At 75.8% G+C, this 18,581-nt stretch carries 17 protein-coding genes, 1 tRNA gene and 2 pseudogenes; 10 read left to right on the top strand and 10 right to left on the bottom strand.

Annotated features, from left to right (window positions below):
• Positions 1 to 232 precede the first annotated feature (232 nt).
• The 4 genes from ABUL08_RS30180 to ABUL08_RS30195 form a co-directional block, all read right to left on the bottom strand.
• The gene (locus ABUL08_RS30180; RefSeq protein ID WP_350938920.1) at positions 233 to 976 is read right to left on the bottom strand and encodes a hypothetical protein; all 744 of its coding nucleotides are present in this window, start codon (positions 974 to 976) and stop codon (positions 233 to 235) included.
• 71 nt (positions 977 to 1,047) lie between these two features.
• Entirely contained in the window at positions 1,048 to 1,764 is a 717-nt protein-coding gene (locus tag ABUL08_RS30185) for a response regulator transcription factor (RefSeq protein WP_350933463.1), read from the bottom strand.
• The gene (locus tag ABUL08_RS30190; protein WP_350933464.1) at positions 1,734 to 2,981 is read right to left on the bottom strand and encodes a hypothetical protein; all 1,248 of its coding nucleotides are present in this window, start codon (positions 2,979 to 2,981) and stop codon (positions 1,734 to 1,736) included. The genes ABUL08_RS30185 and ABUL08_RS30190 overlap by 31 nt, the downstream gene beginning before the upstream one ends.
• Entirely contained in the window at positions 2,971 to 4,149 is a 1,179-nt protein-coding gene (locus ABUL08_RS30195; RefSeq protein ID WP_350933465.1) for a sensor histidine kinase, read from the bottom strand. Before ABUL08_RS30195 ends, ABUL08_RS30190 begins: the two co-directional genes overlap by 11 nt.
• A 182-nt stretch (positions 4,150 to 4,331) precedes the next feature.
• On the opposite strand from ABUL08_RS30195, the gene ABUL08_RS30200 reads away from it, so the two are divergent.
• On the top strand, positions 4,332 to 5,213 hold the full coding sequence (locus tag ABUL08_RS30200) for an NAD(P)-dependent oxidoreductase (RefSeq protein ID WP_350933466.1): 882 nt from the start codon (positions 4,332 to 4,334) through the stop codon (positions 5,211 to 5,213).
• Between the two features lie 41 nt (positions 5,214 to 5,254).
• On the opposite strand, the gene ABUL08_RS30205 is transcribed toward ABUL08_RS30200, so the two are convergent.
• Together ABUL08_RS30205 and ABUL08_RS30210 are read right to left on the bottom strand one after the other, a co-directional pair.
• Positions 5,255 to 5,377: a hypothetical protein gene (locus tag ABUL08_RS30205; protein WP_350933467.1), complete on the bottom strand. Its 123-nt coding sequence runs from the start codon at positions 5,375 to 5,377 to the stop codon at positions 5,255 to 5,257.
• Between the two features lie 32 nt (positions 5,378 to 5,409).
• The gene (locus ABUL08_RS30210) at positions 5,410 to 6,309 is read right to left on the bottom strand and encodes a septum formation family protein (protein WP_350933469.1); all 900 of its coding nucleotides are present in this window, start codon (positions 6,307 to 6,309) and stop codon (positions 5,410 to 5,412) included.
• Positions 6,310 to 6,720: 411 nt separating this feature from the next.
• On the opposite strand from ABUL08_RS30210, the gene ABUL08_RS30215 reads away from it, so the two are divergent.
• From ABUL08_RS30215 to ABUL08_RS30225, 3 genes are all read left to right on the top strand, one after another.
• Positions 6,721 to 7,239 carry a hypothetical protein gene (locus ABUL08_RS30215; protein ID WP_350933470.1) on the top strand — a complete coding sequence of 173 codons (519 nt, stop codon included), beginning with the start codon at positions 6,721 to 6,723 and terminating at the stop codon, positions 7,237 to 7,239.
• Between the two features lie 200 nt (positions 7,240 to 7,439).
• Positions 7,440 to 8,006, top strand: coding sequence for a GNAT family N-acetyltransferase (locus ABUL08_RS30220; protein WP_350933471.1), 567 nt, complete (start codon positions 7,440 to 7,442; stop codon positions 8,004 to 8,006).
• 260 nt (positions 8,007 to 8,266) lie between these two features.
• Complete coding sequence (locus ABUL08_RS30225) at positions 8,267 to 9,142, top strand: class I SAM-dependent methyltransferase (RefSeq protein ID WP_350933472.1); 876 nt, start codon at positions 8,267 to 8,269, stop codon at positions 9,140 to 9,142.
• Between the two features lie 261 nt (positions 9,143 to 9,403).
• Here the strand turns inward: ABUL08_RS30225 and ABUL08_RS30230 are convergent.
• Positions 9,404 to 9,476 (bottom strand) — tRNA-Arg (locus ABUL08_RS30230).
• A gap of 144 nt (positions 9,477 to 9,620) precedes the next feature.
• Between ABUL08_RS30230 and ABUL08_RS30235 the strand changes: the two genes are divergently transcribed.
• Complete coding sequence (locus tag ABUL08_RS30235) at positions 9,621 to 10,346, top strand: hypothetical protein (protein ID WP_350933473.1); 726 nt, start codon at positions 9,621 to 9,623, stop codon at positions 10,344 to 10,346.
• Between the two features lie 12 nt (positions 10,347 to 10,358).
• Here the strand turns inward: ABUL08_RS30235 and ABUL08_RS30240 are convergent, their stop codons facing one another.
• Complete coding sequence (locus tag ABUL08_RS30240) at positions 10,359 to 11,387, bottom strand: alpha/beta hydrolase (protein ID WP_350933474.1); 1,029 nt, start codon at positions 11,385 to 11,387, stop codon at positions 10,359 to 10,361.
• An 86-nt stretch (positions 11,388 to 11,473) separates the two neighbouring features.
• Positions 11,474 to 11,914: an HPF/RaiA family ribosome-associated protein gene (locus ABUL08_RS30245; RefSeq protein ID WP_350933475.1), complete on the bottom strand. Its 441-nt coding sequence runs from the start codon at positions 11,912 to 11,914 to the stop codon at positions 11,474 to 11,476.
• 346 nt (positions 11,915 to 12,260) lie between these two features.
• Here ABUL08_RS30245 and ssb point away from each other — a divergent pair, with 346 nt between their 5' ends.
• From ssb to ABUL08_RS30260, 3 genes and pseudogenes are all read left to right on the top strand, one after another.
• Positions 12,261 to 13,130 carry a single-stranded DNA-binding protein gene (gene ssb, locus ABUL08_RS30250; RefSeq protein ID WP_350933476.1) on the top strand — a complete coding sequence of 290 codons (870 nt, stop codon included), beginning with the start codon at positions 12,261 to 12,263 and terminating at the stop codon, positions 13,128 to 13,130.
• A 93-nt stretch (positions 13,131 to 13,223) separates the two neighbouring features.
• Positions 13,224 to 14,219 (top strand): annotated as a pseudogene (locus ABUL08_RS30255) (cobalamin biosynthesis protein); the annotation flags it as partial.
• A 128-nt stretch (positions 14,220 to 14,347) separates the two neighbouring features.
• The gene (locus ABUL08_RS30260) at positions 14,348 to 15,889 is read left to right on the top strand and encodes a cobyric acid synthase (RefSeq protein ID WP_377521904.1); all 1,542 of its coding nucleotides are present in this window, start codon (positions 14,348 to 14,350) and stop codon (positions 15,887 to 15,889) included.
• Between the two features lie 36 nt (positions 15,890 to 15,925).
• Here ABUL08_RS30260 and ABUL08_RS30265 read toward each other — a convergent pair whose 3' ends face one another.
• Positions 15,926 to 16,327: a rhodanese-like domain-containing protein gene (locus ABUL08_RS30265; RefSeq protein WP_350938922.1), complete on the bottom strand. Its 402-nt coding sequence runs from the start codon at positions 16,325 to 16,327 to the stop codon at positions 15,926 to 15,928.
• Positions 16,328 to 16,333: 6 nt separating this feature from the next.
• Here ABUL08_RS30265 and ABUL08_RS30270 point away from each other — a divergent pair.
• Positions 16,334 to 17,214: pseudogene (locus tag ABUL08_RS30270) on the top strand (uridine kinase family protein).
• Positions 17,177 to 18,529 carry a dipeptidase gene (locus ABUL08_RS30275; RefSeq protein ID WP_350938923.1) on the top strand — a complete coding sequence of 451 codons (1,353 nt, stop codon included), beginning with the start codon at positions 17,177 to 17,179 and terminating at the stop codon, positions 18,527 to 18,529. The pseudogene ABUL08_RS30270 and the gene ABUL08_RS30275 overlap by 38 nt, the downstream one beginning before the upstream one ends.
• The last annotated feature ends 52 nt before the right edge of the window (positions 18,530 to 18,581 follow it).

Genomic DNA, 18,581 nt, shown 5'->3' on the forward strand with positions numbered 1-18,581 from the left:
GGTCGGGGCGACGAACCGGGCTCTCGGGCCCCGCTACCGCCTCCGGTGCGCACCGTCGGGGGACCGCCTGGGGCGGCCCTGGGGACGGGGTCGGGGCGCAGCGAGGATCGAAGCTGGTCGGCACCCGCCGGAGCGGAGCCCGTCCTCCGCCCGAGCCGGTCCGCCCCCGGTCCGCCCCCGGGCGAACCCCACCGGACCCGGCCGTCCCAGGCCGTCCGCCGGCGCCCAGGGTTCAGCAGGCGGAGCCGGGGCGGTTGCGTCGGGTGACCTCCCGCGGCCAGGTGGGCGGCTCGTCGGATTCCGGGCGGTAGTAGTCGTCGCGGGAGAGGAACTCGACCGGCAGGGAACCGGGCAGCGTGACCGGCCCCGGACCGGGGGACCAGGCCGGGCCGACGCGGCTCGCCAGCGCATCCCGCTCCGGCGGGGAGAGGTCCACCAGTTCGGGGTGGAGCAGCCGGAACGCGGCCACCGCCCGGCGTACCCGCGCGGCGAGGTCACCGATCAGCCCGGCCGGGCCGGCCAGGGCCAGCGCCGGCTGCCGGATGGTGCGCAGCGCGTCGCAGACCACCAGCAGCTCCACCGTCCCCGCCGGATCGTCGGCCCGCAGCTCCAGGCGCGACGGCCACTGCCAGCGGACCTGACCGCTGACCAGGCGGGACAGCCGGGCCGGACGCCGGTGCCGGGCGTCGGCCGGGCTGTCCCGCCCGGGGACCAGGGCCAGCTCCGAACCGGAGCAGACGTACGTGAGCCGGCGGTCGGTCACGGTCACCGTGGCCGGTGTGGGGAGGGTCCACCGGCGGGTGCTCTCGGTCGGGCCGAGCAGGTCGCCCGAGACGCCCAGCAGGTGCTGCCCCAGCACCTGCTCACCCGGCTCGGGCACCAGGGCGTACCGCCGGTCGAGCAGCGGCCGGTCGGTGTCGTCGTGCGCGTCGAAGCGGTGCGGCCCGATGAAGAAGGGCGAGACGTCCTCCTGCACAGTCACCTCCCGGGACGGTTGGCGGTACGCCCCAGCCTGGTCGACCGCACCACCGGCTGTCATGACACCCGTTAGGGGGTCGGCCGGTCGGTCGACGCGTGCGACCGGTAGATGCCGATCTCCTCCGGCCGGACGAGGCCGTCCTCGATCGCCCGGGCGAGGAGGGCCGCCTTGGTGGCCGCCGGTCGACCCGCCCGGGTGTACTTGATCCGCGCCCGGTCGACGTACTGCTTGACGGTGTGCTCGCTGATCCGCATCCGGCGTGCCACCGACGCCTTCGACATGGACTGGAACCACAGCAGCAGGGCCTCACGCTCCTTGTCCGACAGGGCCGGCCGGTCCGGCCGGGGATCACCCACCATCGCCCCGGCCAGCGCCGGTGGCACGTACGGGCGGTCGCTGGCGGCGGCGAGCACGGTGGCCACGCAGTGCTCCCGCCCCTCGTGCTTGGCCAGGAACGCCACCGCCCCGGCATCCAGCGCGGCGAGCATCGTCTCCGGCTCGGTGTGCTCGGAGTAGACCACCACCCGGCGGCCGGCGGCGCTCAACTCGGCCAGCTTGTCGATCACCATCCGGCCGTGCAGCCGCAGGTCGAGCAGGATCACGTCGGCCTCCGGCGCGGCCCGCAGCACCACCTCCGGGTCGTCCCCGGTGGCCAGCACCCGCAGTCGCGGCTCGCTGGACAGCCAGGCCCGCACCCCGTCGACGACCACCGGATGGTCGTCCACGATCGACACCCCGATCGGCTGCCCGCCCGTCACGTCCTGCGCCACCGGGTCTGCGTCCACCTGATCTCCCCGTCCCGTTCCTCCAGAAGTTCCACCGGACCGTGCTGGTCGGCCGGGGCCGGCGGGCCGGTCGCCTCCGGACCGTCGTGATCCGGCGTGACCAGGCTGATCACCACCTCGTCGGGCTGCGCGACGACGGTCAGCCGGGCCCCGTCCCGGGCGTCGGCGAGCACCGCCGTGAGCGGGTCGACCAGGTGCCGCCGGACCTCCACCGGCAGCTCCGGCGGCACCCCGATGGCGACCAGGTCGATCGGCACGCCCTTGCGTTCCGCCACGTCGGCGGCGGCCCGCAGCTCGTGCAGCAGCGGATCGGGCACGTCGTCCGACTCGGCGATCAACCGGCGCAGCCGGGCGGCGGCGAGCACGCAGCGGCGGCGTACCTCCGGGTCGGCCGGGTCGGCGTCGCCGGCCGCGAGGGCGGCCAGCACCTCCTCGGCGGTGCCGCTGGCGACGGCGAGCCGGGCCCGCCGCTCCGTCCGCGCCTGTTCCGCCGCGCCCCGTTCCGTCTCCACGGCGAGCGCGGCGGTGGCCGTACCGGCCCGGTCCCGGGCGAGGGCGGCGATCGCGGCGGCACCGACGAAGACCGCCACCGGCAGCGAGGAGGTGCCGTAGGCGTACATCGCGTAGCGGGTCAGGTCGGCGGGGGCGGTCGCGCCGTCCCCGAGCACGGCCACCAGGGCGATCACCGCGTGCGCCCCGAGCAGCGCGAGCAGCCAGCCGACCGGCCGCCGCCAGAGCACCAGCAGGAAGAACCAGGCCAGCCCGCCCCACACCCAGTTCGCGGTGGTGAACAGGTACGGCTTGCCGGCGGCGGCGAAGACCGCGGCGTCGACCGCCAGCAGCAGCACCGCCAGCCGCCGCGCGGGTGGCTGGCCGCCGCGCCGCAGGCGTACGCCGACGCCCACGCCGACCGCCGCGGTCACCAGCCAACCGGCGGCCACCACGGTCGGCGCGGCGAGCCCCGACCAGGCACCCAGCATCGCCGGCAGGCTGATCGCCCCGTGCCAGGCCAGCGCGATGGCCACCGCCGCCACCCGGGCCCCCCGGTCGGACGCGTGCGCCACCGCGGCCGCCGCGGCACCCGCCGCGACGGCCCCACCCGGGGCGTCGGCCCCGACCGGGGGAGGGCCGGCTGCGGTCGGGCCGACCGTCGGCGCGGGCAGCCGCGGGCGCGGCGTCGCGCCGCCGAGCAACGGCGCGTCGAGATCAGCGGACACCAGGCCACTCCAGTCGGATCCGGGTCCCGGCACCAGGGGCGGAGGTCACCTCTGCCCGACCGCCCACCGTGGCCATCCGGCCGAGGACGGACTCCCGCAGCCCGTACCGGTGGGCCGGGACGGCGGCCGGGTCGAAGCCGGGACCGTCGTCGGCCACCTCCAGCACGACCGCGTCGCCCTCCCGGGTCAGGCGCAGCGTGACGGTCGCCCCCGGGGCGTGCCGGGCCACGTTGGACAGCGCCGCCGCCGCGCTCTCGGCGAGCGCCCCGGCGACCTCCGCGGGCAGCACGCAGTGCGGCAGCGACGCCGTGACCGGCAGGTCCGGCAGCCGCCCCAGCACGGCCCGCAGCCGGTCGTCCAGCGCCACCGGCCCGAGCGCCGGCGCCGACCGCGCGTCGGCCAGGGCGGCGAGGGTACGCAGATCCGCCGCGCACCGTTCGCGCAGGGCGGCCGACGGGCCGGAGACCGCACCCAGCCCCACCATGGTCAACGTGGCGAGGACGGTGTCGTGCAGGTCCCGGTTCTGCCGCCGTTCCGCCTCCCGGGCGGTCCGCGCCAGCACCGCCTCGCGCGCCAGCCGCTGATAGTCCGCGAAGGCCCGGTCGGCGTGCCCGATCCGCCGCCGCATCACCACGGTCATCATCGCCGCGCAGGCGGTCTGCACCAGCAGCGTCGCCGCGTGCGCCCGCGCCTCGACCGGGTTGCCGGCGGCCACCGCGCCGGCCGCGTACGCGGTGAGGACCAGCAGGCCGGCCGGGACGGACCAGAGCGCCGGGGCGGTCGCCTGGGTGTTGATCACCGTGGTGCTGGCCAGCACCGCGAGCCAGCTCCCCTCGCCGGGCAGCACCTCCGGCGCGACCAGCCACGGCATCAGCAGACAGGCGACGCCGGTCAGCGCGACGTCCCCGACGACCAGGGCCGGGCCGACGCGGTGCGCCAGCGCGCGCCGGGCGTACCAGACGGACCAGGCGGTGAGCGCGACGACGGCGGGCACCAGCAGACCGACCCGGACCGGCGGGGTGCGGACGGCCAGGGCCGTCACCACGCCCACCACGCCGCAGGTGAGCCGCAGCAGCGCCGGCAGAGTGGTGAAGATCAGCGAGAACGCGCCGCCCGCCGGCCGGTCAAACGGGGGCGGCGGCGAGATCGTGGCGGCAACGACCGGCATCGGGGGAGGCGTCCTTCCGGCAACGACCCGGTCGGGTCCGCGCGGCACAGATCGACGCCGGAGAATAGCATGCGTGACGACAACCGGTCACCCACGGTACGCGTCGCGTCGCTGCGCCTCCGTGACCCGCTGGGTGGGCGGTACACCGGGCGGTTCCGGCGCCGATGCGGTTGACTGCCGGTATGGGCAGCGACGCACGGCGACTCCGGGTCGCCTTCCTCGGACTCGGCCGGATGGGCACCCCGATGGCGCGGCACGTACGCGACGCCGGCCACGATTTGACCGTCTGGAACCGTACCCCCGGAAAGGCCGACGCCCTCGCGGCGGCCGGCGCCACCGTGGCCGACACGCCCGCCGCCGCCGCGGCCGGCCGGGACGTGGTGGTGCTGATGCTGGCCGACCCGGAGGCGGTCGAGCAGGTGCTGCTCGGCCCGGACGGGGTCGCCTCCGGCGCGGAACCCGACACCCTCGTGGTGGACGCCAGCACGATCGGCCCGGACGCCTCCCGCCGGATGGCAGACCGGCTGCGCGAACACCGCCTGCGGTACGTCGACGCCCCCGTCTACGGCTCGGTCGGGCCCGCCACCGCCGGCACGCTGGGCGTCCTCGCGGGCGGCGCGGAGGCGGACGTGGCGGCGGCCCGCCCGCTGCTGGAACTCTGGGGCGACCCGGAGCAGGTCCGGCACGTCGGGCCGGTCGGCGCGGGGAGCGCCGCGAAGCTCGTCCGCAACCTCAGCCTGGGCCTCGCCCTCGCCGGGATCGGCGACGCGCTGCGGCTCGCCGCCACCCTCGACCTCCCGGCCGACGTGGTGGACGAGCTGATGGCCGCCGGCCCGCTCGGCGCGGCCTTCCCCGGCGTCCGCGAGATCCTCGCCTCCGGTCCGCCGGAGACGGCCGGCTTCACCGTCGACATGCTCACCAAGGACCTGCGGCTCTGCCTCGCCGTCGAGCCCCGACTGCCGCTGGTCGACGCCGCCCGCCGGGTGGGGGAGGAGGCGCACGCCACCGGCCACGGCCAGGACGACACCCGCACCCTGCCGGTGTGGCAGCGCGACGCGTCCTGACCCGACCGCCCGCCCGCGGGTGCGGCCGGCCGACCCCCGGGTCAGGCCGGGCAGTCGTGGTACGCCTCGACCCGCCAACCGGCGTGCCGCCGGGACAGCACCCAGGTCGCCCGCCGGCACCGGTCGGCGGGCGGGATCTCCTCCCCGGCGTACGTGCCGGACACCGGGCAGGTCTTCACGGTCGGCGGGGCGGGGATCAGTTGATCGGCAGCGCCTTCGTCCCGCCACCCTTGATCGACCGGGTCAGCTTCTCCCCGCCGGACCAGAAGAAGCAGCGCACCCCGCGGTCGCCCCGGTTCCACGCCTCCTCCGCCGGCAGCAGGAACGAGGTGCCGGCACGGTAGCGCAGCTTGCCGTCGACGGGGACCTTCGCATAGCGGGCGACGAGGGTGCGGCAGCCCGCGTGGATGCTCTCCTCGTGCCGGTCGGCGTCGGCGAACCGGCCGTCCGGGACGGTCCACGCGCCGACGTACTCGTACTCGTGGCCCTTGTCGCAGGTCGTCTGCGCGAAGTCGCCCGACTCGTCCTCGGTCAGGCAGCCGTACGCCAGCGGCGACGGTCCCTTGAGGGCGTCACGCAGGGTGCCGCGACGCTCGACCGGATAGTCGTCCGGGCGGCTGATCCGGGTGCCGCCCTCCACGGCGGCCAACTCGAACAGGTCGCAGCGGAACCAGCGGCTGCCGCCGGTCCAGCCGGCCGGCGACGGCGGCACCACCTGGAGGGCCAGCCGGGCACCCCGCCAGTCACCGCCGACGAAGGCCGTCGCCGTGGCGTCGCACTCGGCGAACGCGGGGCGGATCGCCGCCGAGCCGAGCGGTGGCGGGGTGGGGCGGGCGGCGAGCGCGCCGGTGAAGGTGCCGAGGTGGAAGGTCTCCACCAGGTGGGTCTTCGCGCACTCGACCGGCTGGTAGCCGGTGAGATAGCTGGACGGGTCGGCGCTGAGCTGGCAGTCGCCCACCTTCGGGCTGAACTGGGTCGCCCGGCCGACCGGCCGCCAGTCGTCGGTGAGGTCGCCGTCCGTGCCGGCCGGCGTGCCGCAACCGGCCAGCACCACCGTGATCAGGGCGGCCCCCGCCGCACCCCGCCACCGTCGCATGTCACTCTCCCCCGAGGCCCCCCGTGTGGACGCCGGCAGCATATGCGAGCGGGCGCACCGGCGACGCCCCCCGACGGTGGACGCCGGCATCATCCGGCAGCGGCGATCGTTCCGTCGCTGTCCGTCCCGGTCCGGACGCCGCACGGTGACGGTGTGACATCCGGCGGCGGTCCGGCGCTGAGGGGCACGAGATGAACGCACAGACCCTGCCATCGATGGACCTGCGGCGTCACCGGCTGCTCACGCAGCGGTGTCCCCGTCAGGTGGCGACCGGCGCCAGCCACCCCCGGCCGGCTCCCCGGTGGACCGTGCGCGCCTCCCGCCCCCACGTCACCGCGCCGAAGGAACCGCAGCTCCGCCCGGCACACCTGGTGACACATCGTCCTTCCGATCCCCCCACGGAGCTGTTCGATGCTTGAGACCGCCCTGGCGAAACTCCTCACCCTCAAGGCCGGCGCCGTCGTGCTCGCCGTCGCCGCCACCGGTGGGGTCGCCATCGCCGCCGGCAACGGCACCCTGCCCAACCCGCTCGGCGGGGCGACCGCCACGCCGTCCGCGCACGCCACCGGCAAGCCCGCCGCCACGGCCGGCAAGGGCAAGGCGTCGCCGTCCGCCGGAAAGGGCACCCCGTCGCCGAACCTGGTCGGGCTCTGCCGGGCGTACCGGGCGGGCGCGGGCGACAACCCGGGCAAGGCGCTGGAGAACCCCGCCTTCCGCGTCCTGATCACCACCGCCGGTGACCAGGAGAAGGTGGCCGCCTACTGCGACACCCTCCTGGCGGACGCCAAGGGCCGGCCCAGCGGCAAGCCGGCCCCCACCGCCACCCGGAGCCACCCCACCGGCAGGCCGGCCACCCGCCCCACGCCGGCACAGACCCAGCGCACCGAAGTGCCCGGCGGCCACAGGCCGACCCCACCGCCCACCAACTGACCATCGACGCCGGGCGGGAGCCTCACTCCTGCCCCCTTCGCCCGCCCGGCGTCGACACCGTGACGCCGTACGGATGTCCTTCCCCCCCCTGGCCATCCGTACGGCGTCACGATCCGCGCCCTCCCCGGCGCGGCGAGGCGGCGGCCGGCCCCCCCCGGCCGCCGCCTCACCAACGTCGTCGACCGCTCTACAGTCGACCCGTGCCCTCTCTCGTCACGCCCGCGGTGCCGGCCGGCTCGATGGCGGCGCTGCCGCAACCCGAGATCCCGGCCGACGGCGTGCTCCTGCGCCCCTGGCAGCCGGGGGACAGTTCCGCCGTCGTCGCCGCGTACGCCGATCCGGCGATCCGGCGCTGGCACTGCCGGTCGATGGATGACCGGGAGGCGGCCGACTGGATCACGGCCTGGTCGGGCCGGTGGCGCGGCGAGACCGGCGCGGGCTGGGCCGTGACCGACGGGGGTGCGATGGTCGGGCAGATCGGCCTGCGCCGGCTGGACCTCCACGAGGGACTCGCCGAGGTCTCCTACTGGGTGCTGCCGGCGGCGCGCGGGCAGCGCGTCGCGCCACGGGCGTTGACCGGGCTGACCGACTGGTGCTTCGCCGCGCTGCGGCTGCACCGGCTCGAACTGTCCCACTCCACGGCCAACCCGGCGTCCTGCCGGGTGGCCCGCCGGGCCGGTTTCACCGCCGAGGGTACGAAGCGCGGCGAGGGCCGGCACGCGGACGGCTGGCACGACATGCACCTGCACGCCCGCCTCGCGAGCTGAGGTGCCGGTCAGGCCGAGACCGTGACGATGACGGCTTCGTCGTACGCGGCAGCCGCGCGGAAGAGTGCCACCATCTCGCGTGCGTCGTTGAGGACCTGCGCGGCCCAGTCGCCGTCGAACGGTCGGTGGTATCCCAGCGCCTGTGCCTGGCGGGTCGACCGAGCCTCTGCCTGCCGGCGAGCGGCGGAGCCTGAACGGCGGCCGCACCGGTCAGTGCCGTACCGCGATGCCCGTGAATCCGTCGGGGTTACGCTGACCCGGTGACGAGGGACAAGTGGGCCCAGTGGCTCCTGACCCGCCGGGACGGCGACAGCGCGGGCCTGCGCGCCCGCAACGCCCTCGATCTGGCGGCGTTCCGGGACGGCGTCCTTGCGGGAGCCGACCTGGCGGCCGACGACGTGGTCCTCGACGTGGGCTGCGGCACCGGACTGATCGGGTTCGGCGCACTGGACCGACTCGGCCCGGACGGTCGTGTCATCTTCAGCGATGTCTCACCGGACGTGCTCGACGAGTGCCGGCGCACCGCCGGTGGCGACGAGCGGTGCAGCTTCGTGGTCGCGTCGGCCGATGATCTCGTCGGCGTCGCCGACGCCTCTGTCGACGTCGTGACCACCCGGTCGGTGCTCATCTACTCCGATCGCAAGGCCGCCGCCTTCGCGGAGTTCTTCCGGGTCCTGCGGCCGGGTGGGCGGATCTCGCTGTTCGAACCCATCAACGGCTTCGTGGCGCGGCTCCGGCCGGATGACCTGTTCGGCACGGGCGACTCGCCCGTGACCGACCTGATCACCAAGGTCAGCGAGGCCTACCGGAGCACCACCGAGGAAACCACGCGGCCGATGATGGACTTCGACGAGCGTGACCTCGTCGACTGGGCGTTGGCCGCCGGGTTCGAGGCGGTGGAGCTGGACTACCGCGCCCAGGTCGACGTGCCCGCCGACCCGATCGGCGACTGGGAGACACTCAAGCGCGTGGCGCCCAACCCCCTGGTCCCCACGTACGGCGAAGCGATCGCCGCCGCCCTGTCCGACGACGAACGCGAGCGTCTCGACACGTACATGACCGCCCTGGCCGCGGCCGGCACGCCGACGCGGCGCACGATGGCCTCGGCGTTCCTTCGCGCACGGCGAGCGGCGTGAGCGGGCACTTCGCCACGCCGGTCTCCGCTGGCCGAGGCTACGCGGGGAACAGCTTCCTGTGCCCCGCGGAGACGACCTCGACGGCGTCGCCGGGCACGTTGCCGGCCGTCGCACCTGGGTAGCGGCGTCCGGCCGGTGGTGAAGCGCCAGGACGAGGCCGGCTCGCCCGTGGGGTGGCACGCCGTGGGGATGCAGAGGGCACTGGAGCCGCCGATCCCGACCGGGGAGCGGAACGCCGCTGATCCTCGGTGCGGGGAAGGGTGCGCCCGGCAGGATTCGAACCTGCGGCCTTGGGATTAGAAGTCCCCTGCTCTATCCGCTGAGCTACGGGCGCGCGTCGTGGGGTGTCGCGCCAAGAGGGTACCGCCGTCCCCGGGCGGGGCAACGGAACGGGTGGTCGCGGCACACCGCGATCAGGGTCGCACGGGACACCCACCCGCGGCACCCCCGTTCCGGCGGGCGGTCGTACCCTCGTCGGATGCTGCTTGACCCGGAGACCGAGAACGAGATCGTCTTTCAGCTGTGCCAGCTCCTCGGGCGCGCCATCCTGCCGATCCGCCAGGTCGGCCCGGCTGGCACACCGGGCACCGCCTTCTTCTGGAACGAGCTGATCGGGGCCACCGACGACGGCGAGGTGGTGCACGAGTACCTGCTGACGGCGGACGTGCTCACCGACGCCGCCTTCGGCGAGATCGGGGTGCGGCCGAGCGTGACGGAGCCCGCGGGGGTGGCCTCGGACGAGATCGTGATGCCCGACTTCGCCGAGCAGTGGCTGCACCTGCCCGAGGTCGGGGTGGCCGCCATGCCCACCGGTGGCCTGCACGGGCACGCCGAGGACCGGGGCTGGCGGTGGCGCACCCAGCAGGTCACCGACGGGGTGGCCGCCCGGGCCGACGCCGTGGCCCGGGTCGGCGCGGAGCCCGCCTCGGCGTTCGTCCTGGCGCTCGGCGTCGCCGACGACGGGTCGCGGCCGCTGGAGGCGGTGATCGCGCGCGTCGTCCGGGACGGCGACGACGTGCGGCTCACCACCGAGCTGCCCGCGGGCTACGCCGGCGCGCCCGTCTTCCAGGTGGAGGTCGGCGCCGACGGGGATCCCGTGCTGCGCTGCCTCGGTCTGGTGCTGCCGGGTGAGGGCGGCCACCGGATCGCGACGTTCGACCGGATCCGGTCGGCCGTCGCGGCGGCGACCGCCGACTGGCGCTGACGCCGGGTCGGATCAGCCCTCGGCGGTCGCCCCGGCCCGGTCGTCGGTCGGCCGCCGCGCGGCCGGCGCGGCCGTCGGCTGCTCCGGCGTGGGGCCCGCGCCGAGGAATCCCTCCGCCCACCGCCCGGCCTCGGTGAAGACCTTCTCCCGTACGGCGGGACTGGAGAGCGTGAGGTCGTGCAGCCCGCCGTCGAAGCGGGCCAGGGTCACGTGCGGGCCGAGCCGGGGCGCCCAGCGGACCATGTGCTCCACGTCGAGCACCGCGTCGGCGAGGGTGGCCGACTCGTGCCACTTGGTGCCCCGGTAGCTGCGGGTCGAGCAGGCCAGCAGCACCGGCACCTGGATGTCCAGTCCGGCGCGGAGCTGCCGCTGGCCGGCCCGGATGGCGTTGATCCAGCCGGCCCGGACGGGGAACCCGGCGAGCGGCTTCCAGGCCAGGTCGTAGCGCCACTCGCCGCGGTGGTCGGCGTGCAGGCTCTCGCCGTACACGGTGCCGAGCCCGAACGGGAGGATGCGGTGCGGCGCCCGGCGGCCCAGCCGGGAGACGGCGGCCGCGAGGGGTCGACGGACCAGCCAGGGGGCGTTGATGTCGAAGAAGGGGCTGTTGAGGAAGAGGCCGTCGACCAGGCCGGCCTCGCGGCGGGCGTGCGCCCAGAGCGAGATGATCAGGCCGCCGGTGGAGTGGCCCATCGCGAGCAGGGTGTCGTGCCCGTCGTCCTCGCGGATGGTCTTCGCGGCGGCGTCCAGCTCGGGGAAGTAGTCGCTCAGGTCGTGGCAGAAGTTCGGGGTCTGGCCCGGCAGCAGGCTCCGACCGTACTTCCGCAGGTCGAGGGCGTAGAAGTCCCAGCCGCGCTCGGCGAAGAAGTCGGCCACGTGGGTCTGGAAGAAGTAGTCGACGAAGCCGTGCACATAGAGCACGGCCCGGCCGGTCGGGCGCTCCGCCCGCCGGCGGACCAGGGTCGCGACGACCGGTCCCTCGTCGTCGGTGCCCAGGTCGATCGTCTGCCGCTCGTACGGCGGCCCCAGCACGTCCGGTTCCACGACCGCGACGGTACGCCGCCAAGCTACCCGGCGGTAGCCCCCCGCGCCCCGTCCACCCGCTCCGGGTGGACGGGGCGCGTCAGGTATCAGGCGGTTTCCGCGTCGGCCCGGCTCGGGTCGGCGGCGGGCAGCTCGTCCGGGTCGCCGGCCTGGGCGGGCACGACCTCGGGCAGGCCGGTGTCGCGCAGGTGCTTGTTGCTGCGCGGCTCCTGCCGGGTCTTCGCGTCGTTGAGCTTGCGACGCAGGTCGTCCCGGACGTCGTTGAGCGCGGCGTGCAGATCCTCCTCGGAGGAGGTGGTGACGATCTTCTGGCGGCCCGCGATCCAGCACTCCAGGGTCACCTTCTGCCCCCGGGCCTCGCGGTCCTTGACCGAGACCTCCAGCTCGGTGGCGTCGGCGTGGAACCCGGCCAGCCGGGCGTCCAGCGTCGCGAACTGCTCCGCGATCCAGTTCCGGTCCCCCTGGGAGAACCCGGCGCCGACCCGTAGGCACTCGCCCACGGTGGCGGGGTTCGCCACGGCGCTCATCGCCGCACCTCACCCTGGGTGCGGACGGAACCGGTCGTACGACCTGAGCAGAGGATCATCATCGCTGCCCTTTCTCTCGGTTGATCAACTCCATACCCAGTCGGCGTCCCGCCGGAACCCGCCGCGGCGCCATTGACCGGCTGGCGTTTCCGATCATGCGCAGCCGCAGGCCGGGACCCCAGGGCCCGTCGGCCCTAGCAGACGGGACCTTGATCAGGTGGTTGTCCACAGGGCGGTCCGTCGTCCACAGGCCGGCCGGCGCGGCTGGCTCGGGTGGTCCCCGTGGCCGCAGGCTCGGCACCGGGTCGACCCACCACGGCAAGTCCGGATCTCCCCTGGAGGGACGATGTTCGACACCTACGTCACGATCGTCGGCAACGTGCTGACCGCGCCCGAGTGGCGCCGCACCACCCAGAGCAACACCCTGGTGGCCAACTTCAAGGTCGCCTCCACCGCCCGCCGTCTCGACCGCGACAGCGGTCGCTGGGTCGACGGCAACAGCCTGCGGGTCCGCGTGAACTGCTGGCGCAAGCTGGCCGAGGGGGTGGCCGCCTCGGTGATGGTCGGCGATCCGGTGATCGTCGCCGGCCGGCTCTACACCCGCGACTGGACCGACGACGCCGGGAACCACCGCACGCTCTACGAGCTGGAGGCCGTCGCGGTGGGGCACGACCTGTCCCGCGGGCGGGCTCGGTTCCTGCGCAACCGACCCGGCGCCACCACCAGCACCGTCGAGGACGCCGAGGCGGAGCACCGGGTGCACGGCGAGGCGACCGAGCCCGTACCGGCCGGGGAGGCCCCCGCCTCGTTCGACCCCCGGCCCTTCGACGACGAGGCCGAGCTGGGCGGGTTCGTCCCGCCGCGTGCCGGGCACGGGCTGCCCGCCGGTGAGCTGCCCGGCCGCCGGTTCGACGGCTCCGACGAGCTGGCCGACCCCTTCGACGGCCTCGCTCACGGCCGATCCGACAGCGACGACTTCGACGGCGGCGACCTCGGCGACGACGGCGACGACCTCGGCGACGACGGCGACCCCGACAGCGCCGACGTGCTCGACGGGGACGGGCTGGAGGGTGCCGGGCTGGACACCGGCGGGCTGGGCGGTGCGGGGGTCGCCGCACTCGCCGAGCCCGGCCCCGCCGGGACGGACGCGGTCACCGGCGTCACGCCGACCGGCCGGGGTCGACGTGGCCGGGGGCGGGCCCCGGTGCCCGCCTGACGTCGAGTGGGTCGTACACGGGGGAGCGGGGTGGCGACGCGGACGTGGCCACCCCGCCGTACGACTAGGCTGGCCGGCCGGAGGTGGTGCGGGGTGCGGCAGACGACCGCGGTGGCGGACGCGGCGGGACTGGTGGCGGGATACGCCCTGGACACGCTGTTCGGTGACCCGCGCCGGTGGCACCCGGTCGCCGGCTTCGGCCGGGCGGCCGGCGCGCTGGAGCGTCGTGTCCACCGGCCTGACCGGGCGGCCGGGGCCCTCTTCGCCACGGTCGCGGTCGGTGCGCCCGTGCTGCTCGGCGTCGCCGCCAGCCGCGCCACCCGGCGTCGGCCGGTGGCCCGGGCGGCGCTGGTGGCCGCCGGCACCTGGACGGTCCTCGGCGGTCGCACCCTGCGCCGGGAGTCCCGGGTGATGGGCCGGGCGTTGCGCGCGGGTGACCTGCCCGCCGCCCGGCGCCGGCTCGGTCACCTCTGCGGCCGGGACCCGTCGACGCTGGACGAGCCCGAGCTGGCCCGGGCCACCGTCGAGTCGGTCGCCGAGAACACCTCCGACGCGGTCGTCGCCCCGCTGCTCTGGGGCGCCGTCGCCGGGCTCCCCGGCCTGCTCGGCTACCGGGCGGCGAACACGCTCGACGCCATGGTCGGCCACCGCTCACCCCGGTACGCCCGCTTCGGCACCCCGGCCGCGCGCCTCGACGACCTGCTCAACCTGGTGCCCGCCCGGCTGACCGGGCTGCTCACCATCGCCGTCGCGCCCGTCGCGCACGGCGACCGGCAGCGCGCCTGGCGGGTGTGGCGGCGGGACCGCAACGACCACCCCAGCCCCAACGCCGGGCAGTGCGAGGCGGCGATGGCCGGAGCGCTCGGCGTCCGGCTCGGTGGGCGCAACGTCTACTTCGGCCGGTCCGAGGTGCGGCCGTTCCTGGGCGACGGGCCACGCCCGGAGGGTCGGCACCTCAAGCGGGCCGCGCGGATCTCCGGCGCGGTCGGGCTCGCCGCGCTCGGCATCGCGGCGGCCTACCCGCTCACCGCCGGGCGCCTGGTCGGCGCGCTCGGACGGGCCGGCCTGCGCGGCACACGCAAGGCGGTCCTCCGCGCTCGCGGGTCGGCGTTGCCGACGCTCGGCGCGGAGACGGTCGGGGGAGTGCGGGCCGTGGGCCTGCGGGAGGCGGCCGGGGCGGTCGCGACAAGGGCTGCGGGCGCGCGGGGGAGGGGGCGGTGAGCGGCGGGCTGCTGGTCGCCGGCACCACCTCCGACGCCGGCAAGAGCGTGCTCACCGCGGGGATCTGCCGCTGGCTGCACCGTAAGGGTGTCCGGGTGGCCCCGTTCAAGGCACAGAACATGTCCAACAACTCCGCCGTGGTGGTCGGCCCCGACGGGCGGGGTGGCGAGCTGGGCCGGGCCCAGGCGATGCAGGCCGCCGCCTGCGGGCTCGCCCCCGACCTGCGGTTCAACCCGGTGCTGCTCAAGCCGGGCAGCGACCACGCCAGCCAGGTGGTGCTGCTCGGCGAGGCCGTCGACACGGTCACCGCCGGCAACTTCCGCACCCTGCGGCCCCGGCTCGCCGAGACCGCCTACGCCGCGCTCGCCGAGCTGCGGGCCGCGTACGACGTGGTGATCTGCGAGGGGGCCGGCAGCCCGGCCGAAATCAACCTCCGTGCCGGGGACTACGTCAACATGGGGCTGGCCCGGCACGCCCACCTGCCCACCATCGTGGTCGGCGACATCGACCGGGGCGGCGTCTTCGCGTCCATGTTCGGCACGGTCGCCCTGCTCGACCCGGCCGACCAGGCACTCGTCGCCGGCTTCGTGATCAACAAGTTCCGGGGCGACCTGGGGCTGCTCCGGCCGGGGCTGGACATGCTGCGCCAGGTCACCGGCCGACCGACGTACGGGGTGCTGCCCTGGGCGCTGGACCTCTGGCTGGACGCCGAGGACTCGCTCGCCTACGGCCGGGTGCTGGGCCGCCCGGCCGGGCCGTACGGCACCGACTGGCTGGACGTGGCCGTGGTCCGGCTGCCCCGGATCAGCAACGCCACCGACGTCGAGGCCCTCGCCACCGAGCCCGGCGTCCGGGTCCGGCTCACCGTCGAACCCGCCGAGCTGGCCGCCGCCGACGTGGTGGTGCTCCCCGGTTCCAAGTCGACCGTGGCCGACCTCGCCTGGCTCCGGGAGACCGGCCTCGCCGACGCCGTCGGAGCACACGTCGCCGCCGGAAAGCCGCTGCTGGGCATCTGCGGCGGCTTCCAGATGCTCGGCCGGGCGATCCACGACCCGGTGGAGAGCCGCCGGGGCAGCGTCCCCGGCCTGGGGCTGCTGCCCGTCGAGATCACCTTCGACCCGCGCAAGACCGTCCGGCGCGCCACCGGCACGGCGGCCGGTGACGTCCCGGTCGAGGGCTACGAGATCCACCACGGGTACGTCTCCGCCGCCGACCCGACCCTGCCACCGCTGCTGCGCCACGCCGACGGCACCGCTGAGGGCGCGCTGCTCGGCGCGGTACACGGCACGCACTGGCACGGCGCGTTCGAGTCCGACGAGTTCCGCCGCCGGTTCCTCACCGAGGCCGCCCGGCTCGCCGGCCGGACCGGCTTCCGGGTCGCCCCGGACACCGTGTTCGCCGCCGCCCGGGAGCGCACCCTGGACCTGCTCGGCGACCTGGTCGAGGAGCACCTCGACACGGCCGCCCTCTGGCGGCTGATCGAGTCCGGCCCGCCCGCCGACCTGCCCTTCGTCCCACCCGGCGCGCCGCCCGGCTGAGCGGGCGCCCCGGCGGTGAGCCGGGCCGGCGGGGGATCAGAGGCGTACGTCGGCGGGGCGGTCGGAGAGCGGCAGTCCCGCCTCGCGCCAGGCCTCCACCCCGCCGATCATGTCGGTGGCCCGGCGCAGGCCGAGCACCTGGAGGCCGGCCGCCGCCAGGCTGGAGCTGTAGCCCTGCCGGCACACCACGATGACCTCGCGGTCGTACGCGGTGGCCTCCGGGATCCGCCAGGCGCTCGCCGGGTCCAGCCGCCACTCCAGCACCGTTCGGTCGATCACGATCGCCCCGGGCAGCTCGCCCTGCTCGCGGCGCTGCACCTCGGTACGCGTGTCGACCAGCAGCGCACCGGCGCGGACCGCCTCGACGGTCTCGTGCGGGGTGAGCCGGCGCAGCCCGGCCCGAGCCTGTTCCAGCAGGGCGTCGACGCCCGGACTCATCACGTCATGCAGCACTCCCCGATGATGCCGGTGGCGCACCGGGTCCGCCCGTCGAACGCCCGGCTGCCCCGCAGGATCCCGCCCACGGGGGACGGACCGGCCGACACGACCGCGAGGCCGCCCGGGTGGGGCGCTAGCGTCGGGCGGGTGACGGTGGCGGTGGTCGAGGCGTACGCCGGGCTGGCCCGGCGGGTGCTGGCCGGGCCGGCGCGGTTGGGGCGTACCCGACTGGTGGCGGTCGACGGGCCGAGCGGCGCGGGGAAGAGCGTCTTCGCGACGCGCCTCGCGGACGCCCTCGCCGCGCTGCCCGGCGGCGTCCGGCCGCCGGTGGTCCACACCGACGACCTGCTCGACGGCTGGGACGACCAGCTCACCTTCTGGCCCCGCCTGGCCGACGGGGTGCTGGCGCCGGTACGGGCCGGCCGGTCGGGCGGCTACCGCCGGTACAGCTGGGTGCGGCGTCGCTTCCTCGACCGGGTGGTGCCGGTGCCGGCCGGACCGGTGCTGGTGGTCGAGGGGGTGAGCACCGCGCGGGCGGTGGTCCGCCCGGAGCTGACCCTCGCCGTCTTCGTGACCGCGCCGGCCGCGCTGCGGCTGTCCCGCGCGGTCACCCGGGACGGGCCGGAGATCCTGCCGGAGCTGCGCCGCTGGCACGCGGGGGAGCGGGCGCACTTCGCCGCCGACGGCACCGAGGCGGCGGCGGACCTGGTGGTCGACGGCGCGCCCGCGCTGCCCCACGACCGCACCCGCTACTACGTCCGCCGGCCCGGCCCGGGTCCCGCCCCGACGGGCGCGGGCGGTGCCGCCCGGTAAGGCCGTCATACGATGCCGGTCATGACCACACCGATCATGTCCGAGTCCGAGGTACGGGCCGCCGTCGAGCGTGAACTGCCCGGAGTCCGTGCCGACCTCGAACGCCTCGTCCGCATCCCGGGCATCGCCTTCGAGGGCTTCGACCACTCGCACGTGGAGCGTTCCGCCGAGGCGGTGGCGGAGCTGCTGCGCGGCTGCGACCTCGACGTCAAGATCGTGCGTTCCGGGGGCCAGCCGGCCGTGATCGGGAAGAAGGCCGCCCCGCCCGGCGCCCCCACCGTGCTGCTCTACGCCCACCACGACGTGCAGCCGGTCGGCGACCGTGCCCTCTGGGAGTCCGACCCGTTCGAGCCGGTCGAGCGGGACGGCCGGCTCTACGGCCGGGGCGCCGCCGACGACAAGGCCGGCATCATGGCGCACGTCGCCGCGCTGCGCGCGTTCGGCGACCGGCTGCCGGTCGGCGTGGTGCTCTTCATCGAGGGCGAGGAGGAGTACGGCTCCGACTCGCTGGAGCGGCTGCTGGACGAGCACCGCGACGAGCTGGCCTCCGACGTCATCGTGATCGCCGACTCGGGCAACTGGGACGTCGGCGTACCGGCGCTGACCACCTCGCTGCGCGGCATCGTCAACTGCTTCGTCGAGGTCCGCACCCTGGACCACGCCGTGCACAGCGGCATGTTCGGCGGCGCGGTGCCGGACGCGCTGACCGCGCTGGTCCGGCTGCTCGCCACCCTGCACGACGACGCGGGCGACGTGGCCGTCGAGGGGCTGGTCGGCCGGGAGGGCGCCGCGGTGGACTACCCGGAGGACCGGTTCCGCGCCGAGGCCGGGCTGGCCGAGGGCGTGGAGTTCATCGGGACCGGCCGGATCACCGACCGGTTGTGGACCAAGCCGGCCGTCGCCGTGCTCGGCGTCGACGCCCCGGCGACCGGGGAGGCGCCGAACGCGCTGGTCCCGTCGGCGAAGGCGAAGCTGAGCGTCCGGCTGGCACCGGGCGACGACCCCAAGAAGGCGTACGCGGCGCTCGCCGCCCACCTGGAGCGGCACGCCCCGTGGGGGGCCCGGGTGACGGTGACCTTCGAGCACGACGGCGAGCCGTGCGTGATCGACGCGACCGGCCCGATGTTCGACGCGGCCCGGGCGGCCTTCAAGGGTGCCTGGGACGGCACCGACCCGGTGGACATCGGCGTCGGCGGCTCGATCCCCTTCATCGCCACCTTCCAGGAGATGTTCCCGCAGGCCGCCATCCTGGTGACCGGCGTCGAGGACCCGCACGCCCGGGCGCACGGCCCGAACGAGAGCCTGCACCTCGGCGAGTTCGCCCGGGTCTGCCTGGCCGAGGCGCTGCTGCTGGCCAGGGTCGCCGAGGTGGGCGCGAACCGGAGTTAGGTGTCGGAACCGTAACTTCGGGGTCGATGTCGGAGTTTCCGGTGTGTCGGGC

Source organism: Micromonospora sp. CCTCC AA 2012012, assembly GCF_040499845.1.
Lineage (GTDB): Bacteria > Actinomycetota > Actinomycetes > Mycobacteriales > Micromonosporaceae > Micromonospora > Micromonospora mangrovi.

What these genes read in the sequence shown, in the direction of transcription:
- ABUL08_RS30195 (WP_350933465.1), bottom strand. Translation starts at nt 4,149, where the DNA reads ATGCCGGTCGTTGCCGCCACGATCTCGCCGCCGCCCCCGTTTGACCGG.
- ABUL08_RS30200 (WP_350933466.1), top strand. Translation starts at nt 4,332, where the DNA reads ATGGGCAGCGACGCACGGCGACTCCGGGTCGCCTTCCTCGGACTCGGC.
- ABUL08_RS30210 (WP_350933469.1), bottom strand. Translation starts at nt 6,309, where the DNA reads ATGCGACGGTGGCGGGGTGCGGCGGGGGCCGCCCTGATCACGGTGGTG.
- ABUL08_RS30215 (WP_350933470.1), top strand. Translation starts at nt 6,721, where the DNA reads ATGCTTGAGACCGCCCTGGCGAAACTCCTCACCCTCAAGGCCGGCGCC.
- ABUL08_RS30235 (WP_350933473.1), top strand. Translation starts at nt 9,621, where the DNA reads ATGCTGCTTGACCCGGAGACCGAGAACGAGATCGTCTTTCAGCTGTGC.
- ABUL08_RS30245 (WP_350933475.1), bottom strand. Translation starts at nt 11,914, where the DNA reads ATGAGCGCCGTGGCGAACCCCGCCACCGTGGGCGAGTGCCTACGGGTC.
- ssb (WP_350933476.1), top strand. Translation starts at nt 12,261, where the DNA reads ATGTTCGACACCTACGTCACGATCGTCGGCAACGTGCTGACCGCGCCC.
- ABUL08_RS30265 (WP_350938922.1), bottom strand. Translation starts at nt 16,327, where the DNA reads ATGAGTCCGGGCGTCGACGCCCTGCTGGAACAGGCTCGGGCCGGGCTG.
- ABUL08_RS30275 (WP_350938923.1), top strand. Translation starts at nt 17,177, where the DNA reads ATGTCCGAGTCCGAGGTACGGGCCGCCGTCGAGCGTGAACTGCCCGGA.